Origin of the sequence: Candidatus Chlorohelix sp., from assembly GCF_037138995.1 — a bacterium.
Classification (GTDB): Bacteria; Chloroflexota; Chloroflexia; order Chloroheliales; family Chloroheliaceae; genus Chlorohelix.
In genome coordinates, this window is the sequence record NZ_JBAXHI010000057.1 from 1 (window position 1) to 17253 (window position 17253).

Genomic DNA, 17253 nt, shown 5'->3' on the forward strand with positions numbered 1-17253 from the left:
GTGGCTATTTGTGGTATTATTGTAGCTGTAGGTGTAGGTGTTGGGTCTGCCCCTTGAACGACCACATTGACAGAAGAAAACGAGAGCAGGAACATAGACCCGATGAACAGCATTGCTATAAACAAGAGAGAGAGTTTGGAAACTTTCATTTCTTTTAGTCCTTACAATCCGTATCTTACCCTTTGGCGGGTATCGCGAGCGAATACCGATTAAATTGGCAGTATGAAATACTCGACATAATATTCCTTGTATTTACATAATAACAAATAATATCAAATCTTAAAAGGGGTTTTAGAACCAAAATAAAAAAAACGTTAGCTCCATTGTAGGATATGGGCAGGTACGCAAATTATTGTTGCAGGTAGCGTTTAAGGTAAAGCCGACTTTGCCATACCGAATTATGTGTAAAGAAAAAGGTTAAGTGCCTCTAAAAGCAGTTGGGTAAAACCATCGGACAAAGTGCCTACAAATGGCAGTACAGGGGCGTGGCTTTCGCCGGAAGCGGTTTTTTGTGATATACATCGCTTTATAGATGTGTGCGCTATTATAGTATATGGACAACAGTATTAATATAATTAGCACATCATTACACCAATACGCACTAGCAAAATTGAACTCAAAAAACGTATAATTCGTCCTTATGTGACGATAATATAGTGGAGGTAGCATGATGTCTAAAATCAATGCAGCGGTTTTTATCCAGAAAATGAACAGTGATGTCACCTTACAGCACAAGCTCGAAAAATTGGGAAATATGGACATCGAAAGTCTCGTGAATTTCGCAGCCCAGCAGGGTTATGTTTTCAACGCGCAGGATTGGCGTGGTGCGGTTGAATCTTCTTATGGTGAAATGGATGAAAGCTCGCTTGAACAGGTTGCTGGTGGTCTAAATCCCCAACCGCTGCCCCCTCGCTACCTTGAGCATTATTTAAAATGGACAAGCCCGTTATCTGCACGAGGCATCATTATCGTAAGTGGTCGCTTCTAGACCAACAATTTTTGGAGAATCGGCTAGGGTGATTACTCTCAATCGCTTAAAAGTTACTGTTGGCTTATTAACCTTTGTGAGGTTTTAGGGCTGAACAGCACTTCCACAGCCTGCACCATTCTTTGGTTATAGGCTTTTTTTATTCCACGATATTTTTGTAGTTATTCACGGAATTAGTGACTACATGTATATCCAAATCGCTTTTCTGTATTAGCTGTAAGAGCCAAATGAATCTAAAAAGACGATTTGAAATCAAGGCTAAGTTAAGACAAGGCTAAACGACTCATTTTGTCCAAGCAGTGTTCCTACCCGAACTTGCAACAGCCCTAGTATATAGGGAATAAAAAAAGGTCGCCCGTTAAAAGGCGACCATCAAAAAGTTCGAAACTAGCTATGGTTAAAAAATTTGACCAGATAAACCACGATAGTATGTACTTTGCCATACCAAATTGAGTCGTATTCTTGAATCAATTTTGCGCCTTTCTTTTCATAGAAGCGCCGCCCGATGACATTTTCCTCCATAGTGGAGACGTACATTTCATTGACCCCTGCCTCATGCAGGAAGTTGAGTGCTTTTTCATAAAGCAACTCACCTACGCCTTGTCGTTGTACATTAGGACACACGTAAAATTGAAGTAGGCGGGGATGCCCACGACGGTCTTTTGGAAGAACGCTCAAATAGCCCAACAGGTGATTGCCCCGTTCTGCCAGAAAAATTGCATTGGCAGGGTTGTTGATGATTTCGTTAAGAACGTCGTCCCTGTAATAAATATCAACCTCATCGTGTACTTCTTCTTCCGTCATATAGTGTTTGAAAGATTGAAGTCGGGATAAAGTTGCTACTTCTCGAATAGCAGCATAATCCGCAGAGGTTGCCTTGCGAAGCGTTATAAAATCGTCTTCTTCGTCATCAGCCATTGCCCTCTCCATTTGCATTGCCATAAATTCTCTCCCTTTTATTAAACCTGTAGCTAGATACATTAAAACGCAAAAAATGTATCAAAACAGGTTCGACCATTGAAATTCTGATTAACAATTATAATACCATGTAAATATAAACCGTAAAGGGGTTAACGCCAAGCTTTTCCAATAAGAATCCAGCAAACAAACAGTATAATTTTACACTTAATAGCAAGCTGATACTATGAAATATTCCTATGTGTTTGGTCTTATTACCTCATAACTCCAAAAATCTTCTGCCATAAAGGTATTAGGAAATATCGAGCGGGCTTCCTGTAACATCAAATTCAAGCCGTTGCCCTCATCTGCTTCGTAACGTGGGCTGAAGTGCGTAATAATAAGAGTTTTAACATCGGCTTCTCTGGCAACTTGCGCTGCCATTATAGAAGTTGAGTGCTGACCACGCACCGCTAATTCTTCGTCCCCAGCGGTATAGGTAGCTTCATGAATAAGCACATCCGCCCCTCGCGCCAATTCGATGGCATTCGGGCAGAAGATGGTATCGCTGCAATAGACTATCTTACGTCCCTTGCGTGGTGGTCCCACTAATTCCTTACCATCAATAATCCTGCCATCGGGAAGTGTCACCATTTCGCCATTTTTGAGCTTTCCATAAAGCGGTCCGGGAGTGATACCAAGTTCCCGCGCTTTTTCTACCAAAAAGCGTCCGGTTTGTTCCCGTTCCGTAATGGCGAAACCATAGCTTTCAACGCGATGTTTTAACGGTAGGCACGATACAATGAATTCTTCATCCTCAAAGATAGTACCGGGTTTAACTGTTTGCATCTCAATATCGTGTCCGAGATGTGTATAGCTATAATGCAGGGTACTTTCTACGTATTCTTTTAATCCGAGAGGTCCGTAAAGGGTTACTGCCGGGATTTCCCCGCCGCGCAAAGAACGGCTTGCTAACAAGCCAACCAATCCAAAAAGATGGTCACCATGAAGATGAGTAAAAAAAACCTTGTCCAACTGGGAAAGCCTTAAGCTGGAAAGCAAGAATTGGTGTTGAGTACCCTCACCGCAATCAAATAACCACAAACCCGCACGTTGTGGTAGTTGTAACGCGATGCTGGTAACGTTTCTGGTACGGGTGGGTGTACCCGAACTGGTGCCTAAGAATGTTATACGCATTGTAGTTATATTCTAGCTTATACTAAATGGCTATGTCTATCCCTGAAAGTGAAAATATGAACGCTGAAATGTATGTTTTCATCGCCGAAATGCAAAAATATTATCCATAGTATGAACAATGCAAAAAACAGCCCCGTTTTTGCATCTCACCTCTATTTTGTTGTATTGCTAAATAATATCATGTATCTTATACTCACATATATAGCGTATTTTATCCAAATGGTTTCATAAAAATTATACAACTTATTTGGTTTGAGAACTGACCTGCATTAAGAAGGGTCAAGTTTTTGCGCTTGCTCAGCGTTTGGAGGGGTAAATTATACTCCCCCGTTAGTGTTGCCATATGAGGAGGGAACGTCAATGGCGGATGTTACACGCAAATCCGGTGCATCTTCAGATGTAACCGAGGAATTACTTTCAAAAGCCCACATGTACGAGGAGATTGAACAGGGAGAGGACTTCAAAAAACTTACCCGCGCTCGCCGTAACTTCATTATCCCGGCGATGATTATCTTCATCGTTTACTACTTCGGGATGCTGGTGCTTATCAATTACTTCCCAAGCTTAATGGAAACCGATGTTATCGGTTCAATTAACCTCGCATATGTAATGGCGCTTTCCCAATTCATTCTGGCTTGGGCTATCGCTTTCGCCTATCTGCGGGTTTCCACCAATGTTTTCGACAAATTGATAACCAAGATTATTGCCAGTGTTAAGCACAGCGACGAAAAAGCCGGTCGCCCAGTCCGGAAGGAGAACAAATAATGCCACATTCCAGCATTAATTTTCAGGTATTTAAACAACTTGAGGGTGATAAAACTCCAGCAATCGCAATCTTCTTGGCATTTGTGTTGGTAACACTCGGTATTACTTTCTGGGCTTCCCGCCGCACTAAATCGGCTGCTGAGTTCTACGCGGCAGGTCGCAAAATCAGCGCGTGGCAGAACGGTGTAGCAGTTGCAGGCGACTATATGAGCGCCGCTTCCTTCCTTGGTATCGCCGGTATCATTGCTTTCTCCGGCTTCGATGGGTTTATGTATTCGGTAGGTTGGTTAGTCGCTTACCTGACCGTGTTGCTAGTAGTAGCTGAACCGCTCCGCAACGGCGGCAAGTACACGATGGCGGACATTCTCGCTTACCGCTTGAAAGCCAAGCCGGTACGCGCTGCCGCCGCTTTCTCTACCATTACCGTTAGCACCTTCTATATGATTGCACAGATGGTGGGCGCGGGTACACTGGTCAAATTGCTCTTTGGCTGGGACTTTGAAACGGCAGTAGTCATAGTAGGTATTCTGATGATTGTGTACGTAGTGTTTGGCGGTATGCTCGCCACCACTTGGGTACAGATTATCAAAGCGCTGCTACTGATGGCTGGTACTATTGTTTTGAGTATTATCGTGCTGGCAAACTTCAACTTCAATATCGGCAATTTCTTCGACGAAATTACCCGTATTCGCACCGGCGCTCTTATCGCGGAAGTACCGGCAGGCTCTAACACCGTTGAACTTAGCGCAATTCCCTCGAAAAATGCTGATGGCAAATTCAACGATATAACCGTTGGTGGCGTTACTCAGGCACAGGAAACTGTTGGTGTTGCTGCTGTAACTTACAAGTTGGCGCTGGCTAACCCCCTTGCTGCGGCTGTTACCAAGGACACCAAAGTAAAGCAAGCTGACAAAGAGTTTACCATTGCTGCCGATGCTACAGCTGGTGACAAGGCTCTTGTTTTCACTGCTGCTCCTACAATTAACAAGGACATCACCGTAGGCTCTGAAACCGTTAAAGGTAGCAAGATTACCTATGTGACTGCTCTTGCCGCTCCGTTGAAGAATACTTATGTCAAAAATACCAACGCGGGTACTCCGGTGGACTTCAGCAAGCCCGGCTACAAGTACAAAGACGACCCGACTAACAACGTGTACGGCAAGCTCGACCTGATTTCTCTGGGTCTTGCGCTAATTTTCGGTACTGCTGGTCTGCCGCACATTCTAGTTCGGTTCTACACTGTGCCTACCGCCCGCGCTGCTCGTGTATCGGTAATCTGGGCGATGCTCATCATCGGGTTCTTCTATATGATGACCACCTTCTTGGGCTTCGGCGCAGCAATGCTCGTAACCGGTCCTAACATTACCCTTAACGGTGGCTCGAACATGAGCGCACCTTTGTTGGCGCAAGCTGTGGGTGGTACTATCTTCTTCGCTCTGATTTCGGCAGTGGCTTTCGCTACCATCCTCGCGGTGGTTGCAGGTTTGACCATCTCCGCTTCCAGCGCGATTGCTCACGACTTCTGGCAGAACATTGTTCGCAACGGTCAAGGTACTGAGAAGGAACAAGTTACCGTAGCGCGTATCACTGCTTTCGTAGTGGGTGCGATTTCCATCTTCCTCGCCATCTTTATGAAGACGGCTAACGTTGCTTACTTGGTAGGTTTGGCTTTCGCTGTTGCGGCTTCTGCCAACTTGCCGGTAGTAGTGTACAGCCTATTCTGGAAGCGTTTCAATACCGTTGGAGCTGTAACCGGTATTGTTGTTGGTTTGGCTTCCTCCCTAATCCTTATCCTCATTGGCCCTAACGGTTTTGCGGCTAAGGACTCTGTCACCAACTTCAAGGATGCGATTTTCCCGCTGGAAAATCCCGGCATTATCAGCATCCCGCTCGGCTTCTTGGCCGCATTCGTAGGTTCACTGTTCACCCGTGAAACTGCGGCTGAAGCGAAGTTCGCCGAGATGTACTTCCGCACCAGCACTGGTGTAGGCGCGGAGTAATCTAGAACATATCAGTTTCTACGACAGCAAGTCACATCTGGCGTCAGTCTGAAAAGTCTGGCGCCAGTTTTTATGTTATAATTCAAGAACATTCGTTTTCTGTTTTACTATAACAGTGCAAAAAAGATATGTCCCAAACTACCGGTACAGATTTACCTGAAGGTTACGCAGAACTTACTCGCCGAGCCTATCTCTATTTGGAAAAACATGAAGGGCGTGCCTCTGAGGCAGCGTTGATTCAGGGCGTATTTGGGGTAAAAGGCAATACCAAATCGCTGGAAATATGGAGCGGTATTCTGGGGAAAGTTTTAAATGACCCGGAACAGTTCCAACGATTGCCGGGAGGGGAATGGGTTTTGCGAAACCATATAGATGCTTCTCAATCGCTCGAACGCCTTGAATATGTGGTAATAGATACCGAAACTACCGGCTTACACCCTCAGAGTTGCCGTATGATTGAGGTTGCTGCCGTTAAATTACGGAATGGTCAGCAGGTTGAGACTTTCCAGAGCTTGATAAATCCACAAAGGCGTATTCCCGGCTTCATCACCACCCTGACCGGGATTAATAACCAAATGACTGCCTCCGCCCCAACCTTTGCCGGGGTTGCCAATAGTTTTATGGAATTTATCGGCAGTTCGATTATTGTTGGGCATAACGTGTTATTTGACCTACGCTTCCTGAATTACGAGTTGGCGTTACTTCATCGCCCGGCGCTGGTCAACGAGGCAATTGATACTATCAGCCTGACTTTGCGCCTATTCCCCGGAATGCGCCGCCCCAACCTTGACCGTTTGGCAGAAATGATGGGAGTCAACATCAAGAATCGCCACCGCGCTTTGGGGGATGCAAGTACCACCGCCGAAGCTTTTATGAAGCTGCTGGAGATTGCCGCCCTGAATGGCTTTGAAACGCTGGATGATTTACGTACCGGGCGAGTCAAGCAAGCGCAAATTCCTGTGCCGGAAGCTACTCCGAAACAAGAGGCGCCTTCGTTGTTTGAGTCGGATATGCTAGAAGAAAGACCGGAGCGAATTAAGGTAACGCGCCCACGCTGGGGACAGTCCTATGAGGATGCCAGCAGCTTAACTAATCGCGCCACTGCTCGCGCTCGCGATGTGCTATCGCGTGAATTAATTAGGGATTTGCCAGATAAGCCCGGCGTTTACCTCATGAAAGACCTAGATGACAGGGTGATATACGTTGGTAAAGCCAAGAACCTATATGATAGAGTTAGCAGCTACTACAGCGAACCGTTGGGTTATACCCGTAAAATGGATGGTTTGGTAGAAGCCATTAAGCGTATAGACCATATTGTGACGGGCAGTGAACTGGAAGCCTTGTTGCTTGAATCGCGCCTGATAAAGAAATACAAACCCCGTTACAACAGCCAATTGCGCAATTATGAATCTTACCCATTTATCAAAATTGACCTATCGCAGCGATTCCCCCGTGTGCAATCTTGCCGCGAGATTCTTGATGATGGAGCGCGTTATTTTGGTCCTTTCCAAAGCCGCCGCGCTGTAGAAACTACTATTCGGGTTATTGAGCAAATGTTTGCGGTGCGCGATTGTACCCGCAACTTTGAGATTGAGTATTTGGCAAAACGTCGTCAGCCCCGCCCCGCTTGCATGCGCCTTTATACCAACCGTTGCCCCGGTCCCTGTGTTGGTAATCATTCAGACCGCGAGCATGAAGAATATCTCAAAATTATTGATGAGGTAGTTAATTTTCTGAGCGGTGAAAAAGAAGCGGTGCTAGATGTTATCTGGAAAAGAATCAATCGGGCTGTAACCGAGCGCGATTTTGAAAAAGCTGCTGCTATGCGTGACGCGCTGGCGCAAACCCAACAGGTAATTGCTAGTCAGAAATATTTGGCAAGGGCAGTGGAAGGCAACCACGCTTTGCTGTGCCTACCCTCCTCCACCGAAAATTGCTTAGAGGTTTTATGTATTTTTTCCGGCAGGCTCGGTAAACAGTTACAGTTACACCATACCAGCGCCCAACAAGAAACCGCCGAAAAACTGCAACAGACTTGGCTTGAATTGGAAGAATGGGAAGCCCGTTTGGCAGCCTCGCAACCCGGTTGGGGCAAAAAGGGTGGGCGCGTGATTGGTCAAGAAGCGGTTGATGAGATTAACATCATTTCACGTTGGATTTACCAACACAGCGATGACTCTGGCATTATTTCCATCCCCCGCGATGCCACCCATAGTTCGACTTTTTGGCAGGAAATATCAAATCGGATATATAAGCAGGGCTTCAACTTACATTAGCGACAACCGGATTTGCTAACGGATACAGTTACCTTTTCTATTTTCCTTGTGTTTGAAATACGGATGCTTATTGAGCGCACCCCTAAAAATCATAAGGTTTATGTCCCGTTGCGCTTTATCTTGGAGAAATAATAGTTCAGTTCCCCCCGATTTATAAGGTCGGCAGAACTGGCTTTGATGGTACAGGTATATCTGGCGGCGATTTGCCCACGCAAGACGCTATCTTCTAGGCTATATCCTTCCAGACAATAGCTGCTCAGGAAACCCACCGTCAATGCGTCTCCTGCCCCGTTGGTATCAACCACTGCTTCAGCCATCTCTACCGGAGGAAAGAAACGAATTCCATCGCGACTCCCCAACGCACATCCTTTTTTACCCATACCTACCACAATAATTTGGTTCAGATTCCGGCGCAGCAATTCTTGTATCAAAGGGGTAGGGTCATTAAAATTAACCCCAGAGAAAAAGAGGAAATCGGCGGCATCAATGAAGTCACGGCGGTAGGGGTCATCTAGTGCAACTATATCTTGAATATCGCAAGATATTTTCAGTCCGGCTTCTCGCGCAAGCGGCAATAGGTAACGCGCCCAGTTTTCAATATTGAAATGTGCTAGGCGGGCGCGTTGGAATAACGCTTGAATCAACGAATTTTCGGCTTTGAGGTTCATTGCCCCTTTAGCGTCATAAAAATTTTTGCGTATGCCATCGCGATTCATGAAGTTAATGCTACGGCGTGTACCTTGCGGGTCAATAAACAGAAGCGATTCGATACCATCCGAAGCCAATTCCGAAGCGACAAATTTCCCGTTAAAATCCTCGCCTATGTATCCTGCAAAAGCGGTTTGATAACCCAAACGGGCAAATCCTCGGCTGGAATAGCCACCCGCTTGCCCCACATAATCAAGGTTTTGGGAGAAATTCGCCTCTACGCTAAAATCAATATCCTGACCATACAGGTAGATATTGGTATCCACTCCAATTGCGCTGACAATTACTACATCTAGCGGGTTTGAACTCATCTGCATGCGCTTGTGACCTCAGTTCGCTTCGCCATTCGGTTTTTCAGGCTTCTTTCCCCCCTCGATTATGGTTATGCCTCTTTCTTGGGCGCGGGAACGGGCGCTACGTTCTTTTTTTTTTGAATCGTTGTCCTTAACCTTATCTTCGCTTACAGTGCGCCGAGGGGGACTCTCCGGGGCGGGCGCTACATGGGCTATGATGGGAAAGAAATTGAAGTTTTCCACTGGACTTATAAGTCTGAGGCGAGCAGCGCGTTTGTAAAACTCTTGCAAGCCATTCAGAAACGCTGCGTTATATTCGTATTTTTGCGAACTGTAATGCTTTGATAATGCTTCGGCAGGCAATCCGGTGCGTTTTTCCTCAATCTCAACTACCGTAGAAAGAAATTCGCGGGATTTTTGCAAGGAGGAGCGCAGAAATTGGGTTAATTGCCTAACTTGGTTATCAGCATCTGGTTCTTTTTCCACAAAAGCGCGGCGCACCACAAACAGGGCAGACGGGAGCGGTTGCCCTACCAACAACCACCATGCTTTGCTCATATCCTCTACAAAGTATCCCCGCTCGGCAGCAGGTCCGGCAGCACGCATTCCTACTTCGCGCCCTACCACGCACATATCAATTTCAGGCGAGGAAAAGAGGTTTAGCGCATCAAGGTCACTTGCCACCGGCTTAATCTCAGGCTCAAAGCCATAGTAAGGGCGGGCAAGTACCTTCAGCAAAATTTCTCCGGTATGGTTACGAACCGAAACTGCCACGCGCGGTTTCTCGAAGCTATCCATCCGTTTTTTGCTGAGCAGGAACAAGTTATTGCTGTTCATATCTGAGCCATAGACTAGCGCGGATAAAATTCTAAGCTCGTTTTGATAAAGGGCGTAGAGGGCAGGGTCAACGGGCGCAACATCTACATCCCCATTGAGCAGGCGCATCATACAATCTTCGGCGGTACCGGACACCATTTCTACCAAATCGGTGGGTGGAATTGCCCAGCCAGCTTCGATTGGGAAAAAGAAAGGCGCGAAATCCAAATCATTGGTTGTTGCTAATTTAATAGTCATTTTTAAGCTTATTTCCAGCGCGTAAGTATCGTTTCACGGTCAAATAATTTCCCTGCAATCCAGAAAGTGATAGCAGCGGCTGCCACCCAAACCAGCAATCCCACTACAAATATAAGCCAATTTACCGTTATAAAGCCTAGCGTTACCCCAAAAACAAATATTATCAGGGGGATAACCAACAAACTCCCTGCTTGTGAAGCGGCGCGTGCATCCTTCGCTCGTGATGATATTGCTACCCCTACTAGGGTTGCCCATGTTGCCAATGCCGGACTCCAAAAACCGATAATAGCGAACCATAACAATAAATCAAGCTTGGCAAAAACATTGGGCTTTAAAACTAGACTCAAAACCACCACCAGTAGTATAAAACTACCCCAAGTGACTACTACACCCGGCACAATCGCCGAAAGGCTTTTGCCCCACAGTATCTCATTGGTGGTTACAGGGGTAGCCAGCAAAGGTTCAAGACTACGTTTCTCTTTCTCGTTCACCACGCTATTTGCCGCAATAGTCATCGGCAAGACTGCGGGCAAGGGCAGAAAAAAGGTGAAACAGATAGTTACCAGACCCGCCAACAGCCTTACATTATCATCTCCGCTTAACAGACCGAGACTGCTAACAGTTTCAGGTGCGCGATTTTTCTCGGCAAAATCCAACACAACAGCATTAAAGAATACTACCAACCCCATCGGTAATAAAACCAGAATAAGCGGTAGAATAGCCAGAGTTTGTAGCAGAGTGCGGTTTTTTCGCATCTCTTTCCATTCGCGGCGAAAAATCACCAGTGTTCGGTGCATAATTACTCATTTATCGGAACATTTGCCACAATTGTTGTTCCTGCACCCGGTTTGCTGGTAATAGTCATTGTGCCACCCAATAAGCGCATTCGCTCTTCCATACTAACCAGCCCGATGTGTTCCATATTGACAACTCCATTATCGCTACTGTCCGAAGCAGCGTCAAGGTGGTGGCGATTTTGCCAGTTGTGTACTTCAAAGCCCTTGCCCCAATCCTGCACTGTTAGAGTAACGCTGCCGGAATTACGCGCAAGGCGCACCAACACTTGATTTGCCTCGGAGTGTTTGCACACATTCGTTAGAGCTTCCTGACCAATGCGGAAGAAATTTTCTGCTATCTGCGGGCTTATGGTACTCTTACCGGGTTCTCCAAATTTGCCGATTACATCGAAGTTGCCAATCCAATCATATTTGCGGCACATTGCATTAAAATATTCGCGCAAGGCGGGAATTAGTCCAAAGCGATCCAGCGTATCGGGGCGCAACCCGGCAATGATGCGCCGCACTTCAGTTCGAGCCGAACCTAAGGTTTCTCTAGCGCGTTTGTAGGCAGGAGATGTGCTGGTATCTTCCACCTCTACCTCAATCATTTCTACCATCTGGTGACCAAAGGTAAGTGTTTGCGCCAGCCCATCATGCAAATCTCTGGAAATTTTCTTGCGCTCTTCTTCTTGCGCTGTTAGTAATTTTGAAAGGAACAAGTTCAGGCGATGCTGTTTTTCTTCCAATTCTTCTTTAAGCTTTGCCAATATCTCGTTCTTTTTGCGCTCCTCCTCATACAGGCGGCGCAAATCACGCGCATAGGAAAGGTTGAGAGATTGCACATGCTCAAGGCGTTGTTTCAGTAATACAGGGTCTTGCCATGTTATATAGGGCAGCGTAACCTTAAAGAAATTCCCTTCCGCCTCGGAACTGGAAACGGCTATTTCCCCCTTAAAACTGGCAACGGTATGTTGTACCAACGCCAAACCCATCCCCAACCCGCTGTAGTTTCGAGAACCGATTTGCTGAAAAGGAGCATAAATTTGCGCCATTTTTTCGGGAGGGATGAAGACACCACTATTAGCGATTTCTAGCACAAGATTATCGGTTTCCTCACCATTTGTGAGATGAAGATTTATTTTTATCCAGCCATTCACTTCATTAAATTTTATAGCATTGCTCAATAAATGTCCGACAATTACTCTGAAGCGGGCAGGTTCAATATTGGATGGGGTTATTTGCTCAGGCACATTAAGATAAACCGATAAGCCTTTTTCGTTAATAGAGCTTTGCTGTTTTTCAAGTTCTTTCTTAACCACCATCGAAAGGTTATTGGTCAACTCTGGGTCGGACAAGTGTAAAAGCGGTTCGCTCCGGGTGAGGTAGGTAAAATTGGTAATATCTTCTACCAGCAAACTAAGGTGTTGCACCTGTTGGTTGGCGAGATTGAAATACTCGGCTTCCTGTGGCTGTAACTTATCTGCCAGCATTTCCGATAATACTTGCAAGTAACCGCTGATAATTGTAATGGGTGTGTGCAGTTCGTGGCTGACAATCTCCACGAAGGTGCTTTTCATCTCATCTAACTGTCGAAGGCGGTCATTAGCTCGCTCAAGTTCGTTTCGTTTGAGGCGCTCCTCCTCATAAACGACCTTAAGTTCACGCGCATATATAATCAATTGGTGTTCAAGCGGATTATATTTAGTGTTCATCCACTATTGCCTTATCTTTTCCAACGAGTTATCGGTTTCTCAAACACAGCAATTGTTTCTAGTCCCATGAATATAAACGGTGATACGCTGTATTCTTTTCACCAAGCCTTGTAGGGATGCTGTGCCAACGCAATGTTTTTGTACGCTGCGATTTCGGACACATCTTGCCCAATCCAATCTGGTAGTTGGAAAGTATAATTTTCGTGAGGCAATTCTACCTCCACTACCATCAGTCCGGCATTTTCTCCCTCAAAGACATCCAACTCCCATTTTAAGCTCGGTTCACCCACTACCGAGAAAATATAGCGCCGTTTGGCTATTGCCGCGCCTTGGCACAATTTCAGAAGTTGCTCTGCCTCGTCAAAGGGTATCGCGTACTCAAATTCTTCGCGGCTGACCATTCCTTTGCCCTTAATAGTTAGGAAAGCGTTTTTTAGACCACTCTCAGCCGTATCAAGCCTGACTCGTACACTGGGCGTACCGAATGACAGGTAGCCTTGTATAAGATGATGTCCAGACGGCAATGACGGCAATAGCTCTTCTTTTACCAAGAATTTGCGTTCAATTTCTAGCATAGCGTAATTATTCCCTTAATTTATTTTAAGGCTAATTTAAAAGCATTATAGCACAGCCTTTATCCCAAATATCGCACAGTTTCAGGCAAGGGGCTTGAGCAAAGTGTCTCTAATCCAGATTCATTTTTAATGTTCTAGGTGAAAGTTCTGGATTTTATTCTATCCAATGCAAATATTTTAAGGTAGTTGGGCAAGTATTTGTTCAAGACCTTCTGGATTTGTTTCGAGTTCCGCAAAACCTATAAGCCGATTGAAATATTGCTGCCCAGCCTGACCTTTAAAAGCTCGTGCAGCGCTCAACGCTTCAGGCAAACGCCCTTGTAACCAGAGCGCAAACGCGCTGTATAAATCAAGCAATTGGTCTGAATCTTCAGTTTTGCCAAGCCCTTGCACCGCTTCCAAGATAACATCGGGGCGGTTCATCGTTATCCCTTGCCATAACAATATACGGTGGGCTTGTTCAAGGCTTGAATCAAGCTCGATGGTACGCTGCAAGGCGCTGAGAGCCGATTCTTTCGCCCCTTTCAAGCGGTAGCGCAACGCCATATAAAGCCCAGAGCGTGCTGCAACCTTCTTCAATTCAGGCATCTCTACGTTGGTTGACAGTACGCTCTCGTATAGCGAAGCGGCGCGGTCGTACTGTGCAGCTTGCTCCTGCACCAGACCCTGTAACCAGCGCAGGATTCCCCTAATTTCAGCTTCGCCGCTGCCCTTGCCACCTTGCCGCAAACCCAGATTTTCTTGCTTGAACCAACGCCCGCGCTCGGTTGTGGTCAGACTTTCCAGCACATCTAACGCTTTGAGTTTTTCCTCAAAGATGGAGCGGGGCGAGGTAAGGGTGTAATTATCAGCCAGCAGCGCACGCAAACAAGGAAGCAACTCGCGCCCTTCAGTATAGAATGAATAGGAAATGCTCATCCCCATCTCATAAAAACGTTGCGCCAGCGAGGGGTTATAAGCCAACGCCATTAGCGCACGCGAAATAGCGAAAAGCCAGCCCACCGCTTCATCCAGTAGCCAGCGATAGTATGCCATATCAAGTACCAATTCGCCCCATTCAGGGTCACGGGCGCGAGTGGAGAGGCTGCCGTTGTCGTCAGATTGATTTACCAGATGGTGTTCGCGAGCAGATAACCGCATTGCAATAGCATTTCGTGCCGGTTCAATCACACCCTCCTGAACCGGACGGCTGAACCGCTGCTTTTCCACCATCAACCATTTCTGCAACGGGGCTTTCAGGGAAGGGTGGAGCGGTTTCCAAAGGCTATCAGCATTCGCGCTATTGTCCCAAAGCCACGGATATTCGTTATCCAATTGTGTTAATGTCTCAGAGGTAATTGGGAATCCGGCAGTTTCTGCTCTTATAGCGAAATCTTCGACAAAATCAGGCTGAAGATGGCGCAGAAGCGCAAGCGCGTAGAGTGCGGATTTCTGAGGCTCGGTTAGTAGCCCACTTTCCTCGACAAAATAAAGGAAAATCCCTTCCAACGAATTGCCAGGAGTTCGCGCTGCTGCCGCTTCTAGATTTACCAATGGGATGCCTTTAGACTGAAGTTTTGCCAGCATGCCTAGCGTTAGCGGCAACCCCTGTGCCAGTTTATAAAGCCGCAACGCCTCGTCAGAGTCCGGTTTTACTAAAGCGCTTTGTTCAAGGTAAATATCGAACCCTTTTTGCGAAAGCTGGGAAAGGGTGATGCGTTCAACCTTAACATTAGACGGCAAGCTAGAAACCCACGCTGGCTCATCTTCTACCACCAGCGACCAGAAAAGCTCGCCATTGCTTATTATTTGCGATAACAAACGGGCTGAGTCGAAATCGCGATAATTATCCAGCAGAACATTTTGTCCTTTAGCAGCAAGCATTTTGCCAAGCGTACCAGCCAGCGTTTCGTCAGGGCGTAGATAAAGTTCCCATGCATCCTCGCTAAGGTTCGGCTTTAAGTTATGGCTCACAAAAGTGCGTAATTGATTCAGATTAGTGGCATTCAGTTGTAGCAAATGCTCAAGCCCGGTCTTGACGAATAGAGCCGTATCTGCCGATAGCCCCAACATATCATAGGAATTGTAAAGCTTGCGGATAAGATAATGCAAAGCTTCCGGTGGTATAGCCTGTACCGCCCGTAAGCGTGGCTCAAAGGGATTTGGAACATTCAAATCGGGCAAGGTTAGCTCAACCTGTGCCGCTTCCACCTTAAAATCAACCTCACGCGCCCACATGGCTATGTGTGCATATTTGGCGCGAGCTATCTCGTCTAGTAAATCCTCGATATTATGAATACTTGCGCCGAAATAACGATAATCGCCAAAGTAACCATCGGCGCGTGCTTTATTTAATAACGCGCTCTTGCCGCTGCCACTTTCGCCCAGAATCAACAATAGACGCGCCTGTCCCTGTGCTACAGCGATTCGGCGTATGACTTCTAGTTCCTTATCTCGTTCAATCAGATTTGACATTTTTTTGCTCTTTCTTACACTATAGAGTATGGATTCTAACCTAATATTGTAATCCATTCAACCTATAAGCCAGATTTGTGATAAAGTATAAACAAGGAAGGCGCAATCCTTATTTTCTTTCAAGAAGGAGCCAAGTATGCCTAAAGTTATAATTAATGATGAAGAGTTCGAGGGAGCAGAGGGAGACCTTTTGCTGGATGTAGCGCGGCGCAACGGGGCGCACATAGGTTTTATGTGCAACGGCAACGGGGCATGTTCCACCTGTGAATGCCGTGTTATTTCGGGCGCTGAGAATCTTTCCCCACTTAGCGAAGCAGAAAAAGCGTGGTTAACCAAAGGTCGGTTGGATATGGGAATGCGACTGGGTTGTCAGGTTGGGTTTGACAACAATAATCCGGATGCCACAGTAGTAGTTTTAACGCGCGTTGAAGAATTGCGCCGCCTATTCTTCAAATTCTTACGTGGTACACCCGAAGGAAAGATTGTACCAGAAGGCAATTTAATCAGCTTTTCTGTCCGAGTTACCTTAGACCATGTTGTGATGGGACCAACCGGATTGATTAATTCGGTCAATCGACTTGGAATCTTCAAAACCCTGATACCGTGGGGAAACGAGTTCAACATCTGGCTCAACGATGGTTTGAAGGTGTACCGACGGATGACAGGACGAACTACAAGTAAGTTTGAAGCGAGTGATGTGATAGAGGTCGAAGAAGCCGAAGAAATCAAAAAAAATTAGTTTATAATTAGTTTATATAGCACTGACTGCCTCTCTCAAGAGGCAGTTTTTTTTGCGAAGAATAAGGCGATTTGTTAGGGCAATCTGGGGGATGGAATCCCGAATTATGTGTAAGGAAGAGGAGTTGGCAGAAGGGAAGAAAAGATAAATAATACAGGCATAATTACCGTCCCATTTGTTAATTACTTTCAGTAAAGCAAAGGAGAATTGTTATGCCTGTTAGTAAAAAGAAGTCTAATACAAGTGAGGTCACTACCTCAAATCCACAAAGCCTTACACCCTTACCGAGTCAGCAGGAGTTTCAGCAGGTTCTGCAACAAGAAACATGTAAGGTGCTACGAGTTTTCTTGCAAGATGTGTACTGTTCGCCGGGTGCAGCACCCTTTCAATTCGTTTTACTGCTTGACCACCCCCGTTGGTAAAACTCATTTTTGACCAGTCTGACCGTAGGTTTGGGCAGGTATCAAAAACTACCGCACCTTTGAATCCTTTCCTTCTATCCTTTTAGTGTGAGCAGTTCACAGTTTCCAGCATTAACTCACTTTTTCTCTCCACCTTCCTTCTTTTTCCCACCCGCTGAACCTGTTCACTTCTTCCACTTTTCACTTTCTCAATGAAAGGAGTTTTACTATGACTGCTCCGCTTCAGGCTCAACTCGTGGCAGACCGTGCCAAACTTCGCCAACTCCTGCAACTCCACCCCGATTGGACTTGCTCCCAATTTATGCGGGAGCTTAACCGTTCTCGGAACTGGGTCAAAGATTGGACTAAACGTTTCAGGTTTGCCGACCCCCTGG

14 protein-coding genes are annotated in these 17253 nt (G+C 46.1%); 6 read left to right on the forward strand and 8 right to left on the reverse strand.

The window, feature by feature from the left end:
* The first annotated feature begins 667 nt into the window (after window positions 1–667).
* The gene (locus WCK19_RS16895) at window positions 668–988 is read left to right on the forward strand and encodes a Nif11-like leader peptide family RiPP precursor (RefSeq protein WP_342398578.1); all 321 of its coding nucleotides are present in this window, start codon (window positions 668–670) and stop codon (window positions 986–988) included.
* A gap of 387 nt (window positions 989–1375) precedes the next feature.
* Here the strand turns inward: WCK19_RS16895 and WCK19_RS16900 are convergent, their stop codons facing one another.
* Complete coding sequence (locus tag WCK19_RS16900) at window positions 1376–1930, reverse strand: GNAT family N-acetyltransferase (protein WP_342398579.1); 555 nt, start codon at window positions 1928–1930, stop codon at window positions 1376–1378.
* A 213-nt stretch (window positions 1931–2143) separates the two neighbouring features.
* Window positions 2144–3082, reverse strand: a complete 939-nt coding sequence (gene rnz / locus WCK19_RS16905; RefSeq protein WP_342398580.1) for a ribonuclease Z — start codon at window positions 3080–3082, stop codon at window positions 2144–2146.
* 360 nt (window positions 3083–3442) lie between these two features.
* On the opposite strand from rnz, the gene WCK19_RS16910 reads away from it, so the two are divergent.
* From WCK19_RS16910 to WCK19_RS16920, 3 genes are all read left to right on the forward strand, one after another.
* Window positions 3443–3847 (forward strand): DUF485 domain-containing protein, encoded by a 405-nt coding sequence (locus tag WCK19_RS16910; RefSeq protein ID WP_342398581.1) that lies wholly within the window; start codon window positions 3443–3445, stop codon window positions 3845–3847.
* Window positions 3847–5847, forward strand: coding sequence for a cation acetate symporter (locus WCK19_RS16915; RefSeq protein WP_342398582.1), 2001 nt, complete (start codon window positions 3847–3849; stop codon window positions 5845–5847). Before WCK19_RS16910 ends, WCK19_RS16915 begins: the two co-directional genes overlap by 1 nt.
* A gap of 128 nt (window positions 5848–5975) precedes the next feature.
* Window positions 5976–8123 carry an exonuclease domain-containing protein gene (locus tag WCK19_RS16920; RefSeq protein WP_342398583.1) on the forward strand — a complete coding sequence of 716 codons (2148 nt, stop codon included), beginning with the start codon at window positions 5976–5978 and terminating at the stop codon, window positions 8121–8123.
* Window positions 8124–8221: 98 nt separating this feature from the next.
* On the opposite strand, the gene WCK19_RS16925 is transcribed toward WCK19_RS16920, so the two are convergent.
* The 6 genes from WCK19_RS16925 to WCK19_RS16950 all read right to left on the reverse strand — a co-directional run bounded on the left by WCK19_RS16925 (window position 8222) and on the right by WCK19_RS16950 (window position 15718).
* Window positions 8222–9148, reverse strand: coding sequence for a carbohydrate kinase family protein (locus tag WCK19_RS16925; protein ID WP_342398584.1), 927 nt, complete (start codon window positions 9146–9148; stop codon window positions 8222–8224).
* A gap of 12 nt (window positions 9149–9160) precedes the next feature.
* Window positions 9161–10198, reverse strand: coding sequence for an MqnA/MqnD/SBP family protein (locus WCK19_RS16930; protein WP_342398585.1), 1038 nt, complete (start codon window positions 10196–10198; stop codon window positions 9161–9163).
* A gap of 8 nt (window positions 10199–10206) precedes the next feature.
* On the reverse strand, window positions 10207–10995 hold the full coding sequence (locus WCK19_RS16935) for an ABC transporter permease subunit (protein ID WP_342398586.1): 789 nt from the start codon (window positions 10993–10995) through the stop codon (window positions 10207–10209).
* 2 nt (window positions 10996–10997) lie between these two features.
* Entirely contained in the window at window positions 10998–12689 is a 1692-nt protein-coding gene (locus tag WCK19_RS16940) for an ATP-binding protein (RefSeq protein WP_342398587.1), read from the reverse strand.
* A 98-nt stretch (window positions 12690–12787) separates the two neighbouring features.
* On the reverse strand, window positions 12788–13264 hold the full coding sequence (locus WCK19_RS16945) for a CYTH domain-containing protein (RefSeq protein WP_342398588.1): 477 nt from the start codon (window positions 13262–13264) through the stop codon (window positions 12788–12790).
* Between the two features lie 177 nt (window positions 13265–13441).
* A complete protein-coding gene (locus tag WCK19_RS16950; protein WP_342398589.1) occupies window positions 13442–15718 on the reverse strand; it encodes a hypothetical protein in 2277 nt (758 codons plus the stop codon).
* 136 nt (window positions 15719–15854) lie between these two features.
* Between WCK19_RS16950 and WCK19_RS16955 the strand changes: the two genes are divergently transcribed.
* Together WCK19_RS16955 and WCK19_RS16960 are read left to right on the forward strand one after the other, a co-directional pair.
* Window positions 15855–16457: a 2Fe-2S iron-sulfur cluster-binding protein gene (locus tag WCK19_RS16955; protein WP_342398590.1), complete on the forward strand. Its 603-nt coding sequence runs from the start codon at window positions 15855–15857 to the stop codon at window positions 16455–16457.
* A 212-nt stretch (window positions 16458–16669) separates the two neighbouring features.
* Entirely contained in the window at window positions 16670–16879 is a 210-nt protein-coding gene (locus tag WCK19_RS16960; protein ID WP_342398591.1) for a hypothetical protein, read from the forward strand.
* Window positions 16880–17253: the final 374 nt, after the last annotated feature.